Genomic DNA, 13,376 nt, shown 5'->3' on the forward strand with positions numbered 1-13,376 from the left:
CCAGGGGCGTTCGGCCCCGGCGGCCGCCTCAGCCCCAGCGGCCGGTGCGGCCCAGCAGGAGGGCCGTCGCGGCGACGCCGGCGGTGGAGGTGCGCAGCACGCTCCCACCGAGGCGGTACGGCTCGGCCCCGGCCGCGGCGAAGGCGTCGAGCTCCTCGGGGGACACCCCGCCCTCGGGGCCCACGACGAGCACGATGTCGCCCTCGGGCGGCAACGGGGCGGTGGCGAGCGGCTCGGAGCCCTCCTCGTGGAGGACCGCGGCGAACGCGGCGCCGGACAGCAGCTCAAGGAGCTGCCGGGTCGTCAGCAGGTCGGGGACCTCGGGGAACCGCAGCCGCCGGGCCTGCTTGGCGGCCTCACGGGCGGTGGAACGCCACTTGGCCAGCGACTTGGCGCCGCGCTCGCCCTTCCACTGGGTGATGCAGCGCGCCGCGGCCCACGGCACGACGGCGTCCACCCCGACCTCGGTCATGGTCTCGACGGCGAGTTCACCGCGGTCGCCCTTGGGCAGCGCCTGGACGACCGTGATCCGCGGGCGGGGCGGGGCCTCCTCGCGGACCTCGGCGACGGCGACCTCGAGCGTGTCCTTGCCGTCGACGGCCGCCACCGTGCCATACGCGCCGCGTCCCAGGCCGTCGGTGAGCACGATCTCCTCCCCGGCCCGCAGCCGGCGCACGGAGACCGCGTGCCGTCCCTCGGGGCCGGAGAGCGTGATGCGGGCCCGGTCCAGCACGCCGGGTTCGACAACGAAGACGGGTGCGGTCACGCGGCGGTCCTCGGGAAGCGGTGGGTCAGGGCGGCCATGCGCCCATCGTGCCACGGCGGACGACGGCCCGCGGTCCGGGGTGGACGACACCCCGGACCGCGGGCCGCTGGGCGGTCAGCGCCCGTTGAACGCGTCCTTCAAGCGGGAGAACAGCCCCTGCTGGCCCGGCTGGAACTGCCCCAGGGGGCGCTCCTCGCCGCGCAGCTTCGCCAGGCGGCGCAGCAGTTCCTCCTGCTCCGGGTCGAGCTTGCCCGGGGTCTGGACCTCGACGTGCACGATGAGGTCGCCCCGGCCGCCGCCCCGCAGGTGCGTGATGCCGCGCTGGTGGAGCGGGATCGACTGGCCGGACTGCGTCCCGGGCCGGATGTCGATCTCCTCCATCCCGTCCAGGGTCTCCAGCGGGACCTTGGTGCCCAGCGCCGCGGCCGTCATCGGGATCGTGACGGTGCAGTGCAGGTCGTCGCCGCGCCGCTGGAACATCGGGTGCGGCAACTCGCGGATCTCGACGTACAGGTCGCCGGCGGGGCCGCCGCCGGGGCCGACCTCGCCCTCGCCCGCCAGCTGGATGCGGGTGCCGTTGTCGACACCGGCCGGGATCTTGACCGTCAGCGTGCGCCGCGACCGGATCCGGCCGTCGCCGGCGCACTCCGGGCACGGGGTCGGCACGACGGTGCCGAAGCCCTGGCACTGCGGGCACGGCCGGGAGGTCATGACCTGGCCGAGGAAGGACCGCGTGACCTGCGAGACCTCGCCGCGGCCGCGGCACATGTCACAGGTCTGCGCGGTCGTACCCGGGGCTGCGCCCTCGCCGTGGCAGGTGTTGCATACCACGGCCGTGTCGACCTGGATGTCCTTGGTCGTGCCGAAGGCCGCCTCGTCCAGCTCGATCTCCAGCCGGATCATGGCGTCCTGGCCGCGCCGGGTGCGCGAGCGCGGGCCGCGCTGCGACGCCGTGCCGAAGAAGGCGTCCATGATGTCGCTGAAGTTGCCGAAGCCCTGGCCGAAGCCCGCACCCGCGCCGGCACCGCCGCCGTTGGCGGACAGCGGGTCGCCGCCGAGGTCGTAGACCTGCTTCTTCTGCGGGTCCGAGAGCACCTCGTAAGCGGCGTTGATCTCCTTGAACCGCTCCTGGGTCTTCGGGTCCGGATTGACGTCCGGGTGCAGCTCTCGCGCGAGACGGCGGAAGGCCTTCTTGATCTCGTCCGGGCCTGCGTCGCGGCGCACGCCGAGCACGGCGTAATAGTCCGTGGCCACTACGACTCCGCCAGGATCTGTCCGACGTAACGTGCCACTGCGCGTACCGCTCCCATCGTTCCGGGGTAGTCCATGCGGGTCGGTCCGACCACGCCGAGTTTCGCCACCGCCTCGTCGCCCGAACCGTAGCCGACGGAGACGACCGATGTGGAGTTCAGGCCCTCATGGAAGTTCTCGTGACCGATTCTCACCGTCACGCCCGAGTCCTTGGCCTCGCCCAGCAGCTTGAGGAGCACCACCTGCTCCTCGAGCGCCTCCAGCACCGGGCGGATCGTCAGCGGGAAGTCGTGCCCGAAGCGGGTCAGGTTGGCCGTGCCGCCGAGCATGATCCGCTCCTCGGTCTCCTCGACCAGGGTCTCCAGGAGTGTGGCGAGGACCACCTGGACGGAGGGCCGTTCGTCGGGCTCGAAGCCCTCGGGGAGTTCCTGCACCAGCGGCGGGACGTCGCTGAACCGGCGCCCCACCACCCGGCTGTTCAGCCGGGCGCGCAGGTCGGCCAGCACGGTCTCGCCGACCGGTGAGGGGACGTCCACCAGCCGCTGCTCCACCCGTCCGGTGTCCGTGATCAGCACCAGCATGATCCGGGCCGGGGCGAGCGCGAGCAGCTCCACGTGGCGCACCGTCGAGCGGGTGAGCGACGGGTACTGGACGATCGCGACCTGCCGGGTCAGCTGCGCCAGCAGCCGCACCGTACGAGCCACCACGTCGTCGAGGTCGACGGCGCCGTCCAGGAAGTTCCCGATGGCCCGGCGCTCGGCGCCGGAGAGCGGCTTGACGCTGGTGAGCCGGTCGACGAAGAGCCGGTAGCCCTTGTCGGTCGGCACGCGGCCGGCGCTGGTGTGGGGCTGCTGGATGTAGCCCTCCTCCTCCAGCACGGCCATGTCGTTGCGGACGGTCGCCGGGGACACGCCGAGGGCGTGCCGTTCGGTGAGCGCCTTCGAGCCGACCGGCTCCTCGGTGCCCACGTAGTCCTGGACGATGGCACGCAGTACTTCCAGCCGTCGTTCACTGAGCATCGCGCACCTCCAGTCGCTCGGTCACCGTGCGGGTCGTGTCGCCCCCGTGGCCTGGCACTCCTCTTCCCTGAGTGCCAGTTTTCCCCAAGTCAGTGTACGGCGGGGTGGCAAGACCTCGGCAAGGGCCCGTCCACGGGTCCGGCCCCGGGACGTCCTTGACCGGCCACCGTAGCGGGCGCCGGGCCGGTCGCGGGGATACCGTCGCGTTGTGGAGACCACACCGACCCCGCCGGGCTCCCCCGGCGGCTGGGAACAGCTCGCACCGGGGGTCGCGCGGCGGCGGCTGCCGTTCCTCGACGTCACCGTCGGGGTCGTGGTCGGCGACGGAGGCGTGCTGCTGGTCGACACCGGTTCCTCCGTCCCCGAGGGCGCCGGACTGCGCCGGGAGGTCCGCGAACTGACCGGGCGGGACGTGACGCACATCGCACTCACCCACGGCCACTTCGACCACGTCTTCGGCACCGCCGCCTTCGAGGGCGCCGAGGTCTTCGGCGAGATGACCCTCGACACCTACCTCGACCGCGAGCGCTTCTCCCTGGGCCGGGACGCCGTCGGGCACGGCGCCGCGGAGGCCGAGTCCGCACAGGCGGTGGAGGCACTCGTGCGCCCCGGCCGGCTCGTGGACGGCTCGTACGAACTCGACCTCGGCGGCGACCGGCAGGTCCTGCTGGTCCACCCGGGTGAGGGACACACCACGCACGACCTGGTGGTGGTCGTACCGGGCACGCCGCCCGTGGTCTTCTGCGGCGACCTCGTCGAGGAGTCCGGCGAGCCCCAGGCCGGGCCCGACGCCGCCCCGCACGCCTGGCCCGCCGCCCTGGACCGGCTGCTCCTGCTGGGCGGCGAGACCGCGCTGTACGTGCCGGGCCACGGCGCCGTCGTCGACGCCCGCTTCGTCCGCGCCCAACGGGACGCGCTCGCCGCCCGGTTCGGATCCGCTTGAGCCGCGCACCGCGCGGATACGATCCCTGGCATGCGCAGCCGCAGCTACGACCCCGACCTCACCCCGCCGTGGAAACGGCCCGCGACCCCCGCGCCCGAGGTCGCGGCCGAGCGCGACCTGGTGGTGGAGGAGGTGTCCACCGGCTTCTGCGGCGCGGTCGTGCGCTGCGAGAAGACCGCCGAGGGCCCCACGGTCACCCTCGAGGACCGCTTCGGCAAGCACCGCGTGTTCCCGATGGCCCCGCGCGGCTTCCTCCTGGAGGGCCGCGTGGTCACCCTCGTGCGGCCCTCCACCGCCGCCCCCGCGGCCGGGCCGCGGCTGACCGCCTCCGGCTCGATCGCCGTCCCCGGCGCCCGGGCCCGGATCGCCCGGGCGGGCCGGATCTACGTCGAGGGCCGCCACGACGCGGAACTGGTCGAACGTGTCTGGGGCGACGACCTCCGCGTCGAGGGCGTCGTCGTCGAGTACCTGGACGGCGTCGACGACCTCCCCGCCATCGTCGCCTCCTTCGAGCCCGGCCCGGACGCCCGCCTCGGCGTGCTCGTCGACCACCTCGTGCCCGGCAGCAAGGAGTCCCGCATCGCCGCGCAGGTCACCGGCGAGCACGTCCTGGTCGTCGGCCACCCCTACATCGACGTCTGGGAGGCCGTGAAGCCCTCCTCCCTCGGCATCCCCGCCTGGCCGGCCGTCCCCCGCGGCCAGGACTGGAAGACCGGCGTGTGCCGCGCCCTGGGCTGGCCCGAGAACACCGGCGCCGCCTGGCAGCGCATCCTGGGCGCCGTCCGCTCCTACCGGGACCTGCAGCCGGAACTGCTGGGCCGCGTGGAGGAGCTGATCGACTTCGTCACGGCCCCGGGGTGAGCCCCGGCAGGACCCCGAACTTTGACGTGTCCAGCACGACGCCGACCACGGGCAACCGCACCGACTCCCCGAACTTCCAGGTCCGCTCGGCCCGGTAGTCGGCCTGCTCGCCCGTGCCGGCGGGCTCGGTGAGGACGACGCACTTGGCGGCCAGGGGGTCGACGAACACGTGGACGGGGACCTTCCCGGCGGCGTACAGCGACCGCTTGACGACGTGGTCCCGGTGGGCGCTGGTCCGGGAGAGGACCTCGGCGACCAGGGTGACCGCCTCCGACGGCAGCAGGCGCCCCGATGCGGGGCCCGCACCGCGCTCGAGGATCACGAGGTCCAGCTGGGGTTCGCTCGCCTCCTCCGGAATCGCGATGTCCTGCGTCTGCGAGCGCCTCCAGCGCGTGCGGGGGAACCGGTCGGTCATCGCGTCGATGATGTCGTTGTGGACCAGGTCCGGCCCGGACGTCATCACGATTTCGCCTCTGAGGAGCTCGACCTTGGCCCCCTCGGGAACCTGGAGGTTCTCGAAGAAGTCGGTCATTCGGCGAGCATGCGTAAGGAGGCACTACCGGTATGTGCAGTGCTTCACTCCGGCGAGTGATCGGGCCGGCCCGGGAGGCTCAGTCGACCAGGTCCCTGACGACGGCGTCGGCCAGCAGCCGGCCGCGCAGCGTGAGGACGGCGCGGCCCTCGCGGTAAGGACCGGTCTCCAGGAGACCGTCCCTTACGGCGCGCTCCGCGGCCCCGGCCCCCGCCGGGGCCAGCACGTCGAGGGGGCAGCCGTCGGACAGCCTCAGCTCCAGCAGGATCCGCTCCACCCGGCGGTCCTCCGCCGCCAGCACCTCACGGCCCGCCCCGGGACTGCGCCCCTCGGCGAGCGCCGCCGCGTACGCCGCCGGGTGCTTCACGTTCCACCAGCGCACCCCGCCCACGTGGCTGTGCGCCCCCGGCCCGGCGCCCCACCAGTCCGCGCCGGTCCAGTACAGCTCGTTGTGACGGCACCGGGCCTCCGGCGAGGTCGCCCAGTTCGACACCTCGTACCAGCCGTACCCGGCCGCCGCCAGGCGCTCCTCCGCGATCAGGTAGCGGTCCGCGTGCACGTCGTCGTCCGTCATCGGCACCTCGCCGCGCCGGATCCTGCGCGCCAGCTGCGTGCCCTCCTCCACGATCAGCGCGTACGCCGACACATGGTCCGGGCCCGCGGCGATCGCGGCGTCCAGCGACGCCCGCCAGTCGTCGTCCGACTCCCCGGGCGTGCCGTAGATCAGGTCCAGGTTGACGTGCTCGAACCCCGCCGCCCGCGCCTCCGCCACGCACTCCTCCGGGCGCCCGGGCGTGTGCCGCCGGTCCAGCACCTGCAGCACGTGCGGCCGGGCGCTCTGCATCCCGAACGAGACCCGCGTGTACCCCCCGGCCCGCAGCTCCTCCAGGTACGCCGGGTCCACGGACTCCGGGTTCGCCTCCGTCGTGACCTCCGCGCCCTCCGCCAGGCCGAACTCGTCCCGGATCGCCCCCAGCATCCGCGTCAGGTCCGCCGCCGGCAGGAGCGTCGGCGTCCCGCCGCCGACGAACACGGTCTCCACGCGCCGGGGGTCGTCGCCCAGCACCTTGCGGGCCAGCCGGATCTCGTCGACCAGGGTGTCGGCGTAGTTCTCCCGGGAGGCGAGCACGCCGCCGGTGCCGCGCAGCTCGGCGGCGGTGTACGTGTTGAAGTCGCAGTAGCCGCAGCGGGTGGCGCAGTACGGGACGTGGAGGTAGAACCCCAGCGGGCGGGACTGCGCGTCGCGCAGGGCGGTCGGCGGGAGCGCGCCGTCCTCGGGCATCGGCTCCCCGTCGGGCAGTACGGATGGCATGCCCCCATTGTCCGCCATCCCCTCCGGGTGCGGTTCCGGGGGCGGCTGCGGGCGGCTGCGCCGGGCCACCTGGTTGTTCGCGTGCACGCTGTGTGCGCCTGCGGGCGGCTGCGCCGGGCCACCTGGCTGTTTGCGTGCACGTTGTGTGCGCCTGCGGCGGGCTGTCTCCCGCCCTCCCGCCCGATTACCCGGCGCGATTGGTGCGAGCCTGCGCAAGTTCGTCTGGGGTCGGCGCCGCGCCGGCGCACGTCCTCAACGCTCGCGGTTTACCCCAACATCATTCGGCACCGCGTCCGCCGCTCGTCGTTTCCGGGCGCACCCCGACACACCCCCTCCCGTCGTATGGCGCACAACGGCCGGTCGGGGGTGAGGAGGCGGTCCGGGGGTGCCCCGGACCGCTCACTTGCCCCACGGCCCCGCGGTTCCAGCCCCGCACCATTCGGCACCGGGTCCGCCGCTCGTTTCCAGCGGGCCTTCGGCCAGGGGGAGCACCCCGCCACACCCCCTCCCTGTTGCGCGGGGGCAGGGTGTCCCGTTGGGGGTGCGCCGGACAGGTGCGGTGCCCCCGGACCGCCTTCTGACCACCCACCGGCCGTTGGCCGCGACGGATACGGAGGGGGAGGGGTCGTAGGGGTGGGCGTTCTGGACGCTGACGTGTATTTGATGTGCAGCAGCGACGGCACCGACGAGTGCTGCCCGCCATGCACATAAATATGCGGTACAGAATGCCCACCCCGGAGGCCCCGCCCCCGGCCCACCAACCCACAGAGCGCACGCCCGCACCAACCGCGCCGGGCAATCGGGAGGGAGGGCGGGCGAACCCCCAACAGAAACCACAACGGCGCCGCACACGACAACAGGCCGCAACCAACGACCCGGCACCGCGTAGCGCCCCTCACTGGGCCTGAAGCACGAGCACCGCAAGATCGTCGTCCGGCGGCGCCACATCGTATTCGTGCACCGCCCGCCGGATCCGCTCCGCCACCCCCGCCGCCCCCAGCCCGGCGCAAGCCGCGAGCACGGCCGCGAGCCCGTCGTCGTCGTCGAACTGCCGGCTCCCGTTGCGCCGCTCGGTCACCCCGTCCGTGACGCACAGCAGCGTGTCCCCGGGAGCCAGCCGGAACGATTCGCTGCGGTACCGCGCGTCGTCCGTGATCCCCAGCAGTATCTGCGGCACCGCCGCGGGCCGTACCGCGCCGCCGCCGGTGAGGAGCAGCGGAAGGGGGTGCCCGGCGCTGGCCAGCGTGCACAGGGCACCACCCGGGCCACCCGGGCCGCCCACCCCCGGTCCGGCCCCTTCCGGCACGATCTCCCCGTACAGCAGGGACAGGAAGCGCGGCCCCACGTCCCACCCCGGCCCGAGCGCGTCGCCGAGCGTGACCGCCGCGGCCTCGTCCGCGAGGGCCCGGTTGAGCCGGTCGAGGACCTCCGCGACGCCGTAGCCCTCGCGCGCGAGGAGCCGCATGACGGGCCGGGCGAGCCCGGTGACCGCTGCCGCCTCGGGGCCGTTCCCTTGGACGTCGCCGAGGGCGAAGCACCAGCGGCCGCCGCCCGCCGGGAAGAGGTCGTAGAAGTCGCCGCCGACGACGTCCGCACGCGTGGGCTCGTAGACGACGGCCGTGTCGATGCCCGGCACCGCGCCCAGCCCCGCGGGCAGCAGGCCGCGCTGCAGGACCCGGCTGATCATGGCCTGCCGCGCGTACTGGCGGGCGGTGCCCACCGCGAGCGCGACGCGGCGCGCGAAGTCCTCGACGAGGCCGACGACCTCGTCGGGGAAGCGCGTCAGCCCGGTGCGCCCGAGCAGCAGCGTGCCGTGGCTGCGGCCGCCGGTGACCAGGGGGCACGCCAGCGCCGCGCCGAACGCGTCCGTGCCCTGGCCCGTGGCGGGCCACGGCCAGGGCACGGCGCCGGCGCGGCCGCCGGGCGGCGGGGGTTCCTTCTCCAGCACCATGCGCAGCCCGTCGATGCGGCTCTCCGCCGCGTGCCAGACGCGCGCCAGACGCGGCTCGGCGCCCTCGGGCCCGTCCCCCGAGAGCCAGACGGCGCACCAGTCGGCGAGCCGGGGCACGAGCAGCTGCCCGGCGAGGGAGGCGACCATGTCCTCGTCGAGCTGCCCGGCGAGCAGGTCGGAGGCCTCGGCGAGGAAGGAGAGCGAGCCGCGGTTGATCCACTCGCTCTCGTGCCGCCGCGGCAGGCGGGAGGCCGTCGGCGCGAGGATCTCGGTGGCGCGCAGCCCGCACAGCAGGGCGCGGTCGGCCTCGGGCGCCGGCGGGGGCGTCTGCCCGGGTGCGCGGTCGGTGGCCAGGCGGCACCAGATGGTCTTGAGGTCGCGCCGGTAGGTGATGCCCCACTCCTCGGAGAGCGCGGAGACGAGCTGCAGCCCGCGCCCGCCGTCGCGGCCCTCGCGGGCGAGTTCCGCGCGGTCGCGGACGACCCGGGCGGGGTGGTGGTCGGAGACCTCGACGACGAGGCCGTCCTCCTCGCGGCCGCCGGACGCCGCGCCCTCCAGCCGGCAGAGCAGCTCGACGGTGGTGCCGGCGTGGATGACCGCGTTCGTGACGAGCTCGCTCACGAGCAGCACCGCGTCGTCCACGAGGTGGTCCCCGACGCTCTCGGCCGGCCAGGGTTCCTCCGCGGTCCACTCGGCCAGCGCGGCGCGGACGAACCTCCGTGCCGCGGAGGCCGCCAGCTGGTTGCCGGGCAGGCTGGTACGGGAGACGAACTCCCGTGGCATGGACTCTGGCCCCACTGTGCGGCTCCCGAGCAGATCCGGCATTGCGCCCTTAACGGCACGGACAGCGTGACAGACTGAGCGCGCTCATAAGCGCCGAGTCACCGAAGAAGGCCGTCATGGCTCTTAAATCGGCTGTTCCCGCCCCGAAAACCACGGCTCCCGCGCGTCCGCGTGTCGTCGACCCGCCGCCGGACGGTGAGTGGATACGCGCGGCGGAACTGCGGCCGCTGCTCACGGCGATGCGCTCGCTGTGCGACGGCGACTTCCGGGTGCGGCTGGCCGACGGGACGGAAGGGGTGCTGGCGGAACTCGCCGGAACGTTCAACCGGATCGTCGCCCGGGTCAAGCGGGAGGTCGTACGCCGGGGCCGGCTGGACGAGCGGCTCGCGGAGAGCCCGGGGCAGGGCTCCTGGGCGGTGAGCGTGCAGGCGGCGAACTCCCTGATCGACGCGCTGGTCATCCCGGCGGCGAACGCCACCCGTGTGCTGGACGCCGTGGCGGGCGGCGACTTGACCCAGCGGGTGGACCTGCACGACGGCAACCGGCCGCTGCGCGGGGACGTGCGCAGGCTCGGCCGGGCGGTCAACCGCATGGTGGACCAGCTGTCACTGTTCACCGGCGAGGTGACCCGGGTGGCCCGCGAGGTCGGCACCGACGGCCGGCTCGGCGGCCAGGCCAAGGTGCGGGGACCGTCCGGCAGTTGGCGGGACGTGACCGAGGCGGTCAACACGATGGCCGCCCGGCTGACCGCCCAGGTGCGCGACATCGCGCTGGTGACGACGGCGGTGGCGCGGGGCGACCTGACCCGCCAGGTGACGGTCGAGGCGACCGGTGAGCTGCTGGAGCTCAAGCTCACCGTGAACACCATGGTGGACCAGCTCTCGGCCTTCGCGGACGAGGTGACCCGGGTCGCCCGCGAGGTCGGCACCGAGGGCCAACTGGGCGGCCGCACCCAGGTCCGCGGCGTCTCCGGGGTCCGGAAGGACCTCACCGACAACGTCAACTTCATGGCCGACAACCTGACCTCCCAGGTCCGCAACATCGCCCAGGCCGCCACCGCCGTCGCCCAGGGCGACCTCGGCAAGACCATCACCGTGGAGGCCAAGGGCGAGATCCTGGAGCTCAAGCGCACCCCGCGCTTCGCCGCGCTGCCGATCATCGCCCTGACGGCGAAGGCGATGCCGGGCGACCGCGAACGCTCCATCGCCTGCGGCGCCGGCGACTACGTACCCAAACCGGTGGACGTGGACCGGCTGCTGCACGTGGCGCACCTGCTGCTCGACCCCGGGGCGGGACGGGACGACGGACGGGCCCGCCCCGGTCCCGGCGGCCCGGGCGGCTCCGACGACCCCGCGAGGCCCGCGTGGTGACGACGGGCCGCACCGGCACGGTCACGGGGAAGGCGGGCATCCTCCTCGTCGACGACATGGAGGACAACCTGGTCGCTCTGGAGGCCGTCCTCGGCATCCTCGACCAGCCCCTGGTCCGGGCCCGTTCCGGGGAGGAGGCGATGAAGGCGCTGCTGCGCCAGGAGTTCGCGGTGGTGCTGCTGGACGTCCTGATGCCCGGCATGGACGGCTTCGAGACCGCGGCGAACATCAAGCGCCTCGACCAGACCAAGGACATCCCGATCATCTTCCTGACCGGGAACGACCTGGACACCACCTTCGCCTTCCGCGGCTACGCCACCGGCGCGGCGGACTACCTGACCAAGCCCTTCGACCCGTGGGTGCTGCGGGCGAAGGTGACCGTCTTCCTCGAACTGCACCACAAGACCCGCCAGTTGCGGGCGCTGCTGGCGCGCGACCGGGACCGGCTGGAGGCGATCGAGCAGCGCCTCGCGGCCGTCGAACGGCAACTCGCCGCCGACGGCCGCCCGGACGTCGCCGCGCTGGCCCGGCGCGTGGCCCGGCTGGAACGCGCGCTGCACGGCGTGGACCTGCCGGGCCCCCGGACGGGCGACTGAGGGGGCCGGGGCCGCCCGGGTCCTGCCGCCCGCCGGTCGGCCCGCTCAGTCCTCCCGCGTGCCGGCGTACATGTCGTCGATCAGGTCCTTGAACTCCCGCTCCACGACGGGCCGCTTGAGCTTCAGGCTGGGCGTGAGGTCGCCGTGCTCGACGTCCAGGTCGCGCGGCAGGATGCGGAAGGTCTTGATCTGCTGCCAGCGCTGCAGCTCCTCGTTGACCCGCCGCACGTAGCCGTCCATCAGGGCCCGCACCTGCTCGGAGCCGACGACCTCCGCGTAGCCCCTGCCCTCCAGCCCGTTCTCCTTCGCCCAGCCGAGGATGGTGGGCTCGTCCAGGGCGAACAGGGCGGTGCAGAAGTTGCGGTCGGCGCCGATCACCAGGATGTTGCTGATGAACGGGCAGGCCGCCTTGAACTGGCCCTCCACCGCGGCCGGCGCGATGTACTTGCCGTTCGAGTTCTTGATGATGTCCTTCTTGCGGTCGGTGATGGTGAGGTACCCGTCCGCGGAGAGCTCCCCGATGTCACCGGTGTGGAACCAGCCGTCCGACTCCAGCACTTCGGCCGTCTTCTCGGCCAGCCCGTGGTAGCCCTGCATGATGCCGGGGCCGCGCAGCAGGATCTCGCCGTCCTCGGCGATGCGGACCTCGGTGCCGGGCAGCGGCTTGCCGACCGTGCCGGTCCGGTAGGCCTCGCCGGGGTTGACGAAGCTGGCGGCGCTGGACTCGGTCAGGCCGTAGCCCTCCAGGATGTGGATGCCGGCGCCGGAGAAGAAGTAGCCGATCTCCGGGGAGAGGGCGGCGGAGCCGGAGACGCAGGCGCGCAGCTTGCCGCCGAAGGCGTCGCGGAGCTTGGCGTACACCAGGCGGTCGGCGACGGCGTGCTTGGCGGCGAGGCCGAAGGGCGCGCTCGCGTTGCCGGTGCGGCGGCGGTTGTCCTGGGTGGCCTTGGCGTACTCGCGGGCGACCTCGGCGGCCCACTTGAAGATCCGGTACTTGGCCGCGCCGCCGGCCCGGGCCTTGGCGGCGACGCCGTTGTAGACCTTCTCGAAGATGCGCGGGACGGCCGCCATGTAGGTGGGCTGCACCACCGGCAGGTTCTCGATGATCTTGTCGACCCGGCCGTCGACGGCGGTCACGTGGCCGATGGTGATGTGCCCGGCGGTGAGCACCTTGCCGAAGACGTGCGCCAGCGGCAGCCAGAGGTACTGGACGTCGTCCGCCTCCAGCAGCCCGTTCGCCTGGATCGCGCGGGCCATGTACGCCCAGCAGTCGTGCGGCAGCCGTACGCCCTTGGGGCGGCCGGTCGTGCCGGAGGTGTAGATGAGGGTGGCCAGCTGGTCCTTGGTGATCTCGCCCACGGTCTTGCGGACGGCCTCGGGGTTCTTCTCCAGGTAGACCTTGCCGCGCTGCTCCAGCTCCGTCAGCGACAGCGCCCATCCGTCGTCCCCGAGGTCGGCGCCCTCGGCGTCGACGACCACGACGTGCGCCAGCTCGGGTAGCTCGGCGCGGCGCTCGACGGCCTTGGCCAGCTGCACGGCGTTCTCGGCGATCAGCACCCGGCTGCCGGAGTCGGCCAGGATGAAGGCCGTCTCGTCGGCGTTGGTGGTCGGGTAGACGGTGGTGGTCGCCGCGCCGGCGCAGAGCACGCCGAGGTCGGCCAGGATCCACTCGACCCGGGTGGCGGAGGCGATGGCCACCCGCTCCTCGGGGCGGACACCCAGGTCCATCAAACCCGCGGCGACGGCGTGGACGCGGTCCGCGGCCTGCTTCCAGGTGAGCGACCTCCAGGACTCGGCACCGCCGTCCGACGCCACCGGGAAGCGGTAGGCCTCGGCGTCCGGCGTCGCCTCGACGCGCTCCAGGAACAGGTTCGCCACGGAGGGCGGCCGGTTCTCGATCAAAGTCTGCGTGTCGGTCACGACAACCTCCGGGGGCCCGCCTCTTAGCTGGGTGACTCGTGAGTAACTACCGAGTGGTGATCAGAGTAGGGA

10 protein-coding genes and 1 pseudogene are annotated in these 13,376 nt (G+C 73.5%); 4 read left to right on the forward strand and 7 right to left on the reverse strand.

Annotated elements, in window-relative coordinates:
* Positions 1-28 precede the first annotated feature (28 nt).
* The 3 genes from ACFZAU_RS13185 to hrcA form a co-directional block, all read right to left on the reverse strand.
* Positions 29-766, reverse strand: coding sequence for a 16S rRNA (uracil(1498)-N(3))-methyltransferase (locus ACFZAU_RS13185; protein ID WP_500552205.1), 738 nt, complete (start codon positions 764-766; stop codon positions 29-31).
* A 114-nt stretch (positions 767-880) separates the two neighbouring features.
* A complete protein-coding gene (gene dnaJ, locus ACFZAU_RS13190; RefSeq protein ID WP_500552206.1) occupies positions 881-2,020 on the reverse strand; it encodes a molecular chaperone DnaJ in 1,140 nt (379 codons plus the stop codon).
* Positions 2,020-3,036, reverse strand: coding sequence for a heat-inducible transcriptional repressor HrcA (gene hrcA / locus ACFZAU_RS13195; RefSeq protein WP_500552207.1), 1,017 nt, complete (start codon positions 3,034-3,036; stop codon positions 2,020-2,022). Before hrcA ends, dnaJ begins: the two co-directional genes overlap by 1 nt.
* Positions 3,037-3,244: 208 nt before the next feature.
* Between hrcA and ACFZAU_RS13200 the strand changes: the two genes are divergently transcribed.
* On the forward strand, positions 3,245-3,979 hold the full coding sequence (locus tag ACFZAU_RS13200; RefSeq protein WP_500461589.1) for an MBL fold metallo-hydrolase: 735 nt from the start codon (positions 3,245-3,247) through the stop codon (positions 3,977-3,979).
* Positions 3,980-4,009: 30 nt separating this feature from the next.
* Positions 4,010-4,840, forward strand: a complete 831-nt coding sequence (locus tag ACFZAU_RS13205; RefSeq protein ID WP_499598881.1) for a DUF3097 domain-containing protein — start codon at positions 4,010-4,012, stop codon at positions 4,838-4,840.
* Here ACFZAU_RS13205 and ACFZAU_RS13210 read toward each other — a convergent pair.
* The 3 genes from ACFZAU_RS13210 to ACFZAU_RS13220 form a co-directional block, all read right to left on the reverse strand.
* On the reverse strand, positions 4,824-5,372 hold the full coding sequence (locus ACFZAU_RS13210) for a Uma2 family endonuclease (RefSeq protein WP_500552208.1): 549 nt from the start codon (positions 5,370-5,372) through the stop codon (positions 4,824-4,826). The two genes, ACFZAU_RS13205 and ACFZAU_RS13210, sit on opposite strands and share 17 nt — an antisense overlap.
* 79 nt (positions 5,373-5,451) lie before the next feature.
* Positions 5,452-6,684 carry a radical SAM family heme chaperone HemW gene (hemW, locus tag ACFZAU_RS13215; RefSeq protein WP_500552209.1) on the reverse strand — a complete coding sequence of 411 codons (1,233 nt, stop codon included), beginning with the start codon at positions 6,682-6,684 and terminating at the stop codon, positions 5,452-5,454.
* A gap of 895 nt (positions 6,685-7,579) precedes the next feature.
* Positions 7,580-9,418 (reverse strand): SpoIIE family protein phosphatase, encoded by a 1,839-nt coding sequence (locus ACFZAU_RS13220; RefSeq protein ID WP_500552210.1) that lies wholly within the window; start codon positions 9,416-9,418, stop codon positions 7,580-7,582.
* A 239-nt stretch (positions 9,419-9,657) separates the two neighbouring features.
* Here ACFZAU_RS13220 and ACFZAU_RS13225 point away from each other — a divergent pair.
* Positions 9,658-10,551: pseudogene (locus ACFZAU_RS13225) on the forward strand (HAMP domain-containing protein); the annotation flags it as partial.
* Positions 10,552-10,844: 293 nt separating this feature from the next.
* On the forward strand, positions 10,845-11,384 hold the full coding sequence (locus ACFZAU_RS13230) for a response regulator (protein ID WP_499599345.1): 540 nt from the start codon (positions 10,845-10,847) through the stop codon (positions 11,382-11,384).
* Positions 11,385-11,429: 45 nt separating this feature from the next.
* Here the strand turns inward: ACFZAU_RS13230 and ACFZAU_RS13235 are convergent, their stop codons facing one another.
* Positions 11,430-13,304, reverse strand: a complete 1,875-nt coding sequence (locus tag ACFZAU_RS13235) for an AMP-dependent synthetase/ligase (protein WP_500552211.1) — start codon at positions 13,302-13,304, stop codon at positions 11,430-11,432.
* Between the last annotated feature and the right edge of the window lie 72 nt (positions 13,305-13,376).

Origin of the sequence: Streptomyces sp. NPDC008238, assembly GCF_042956445.1 — a bacterium.
Lineage (GTDB): Bacteria > Actinomycetota > Actinomycetes > Streptomycetales > Streptomycetaceae > Actinacidiphila.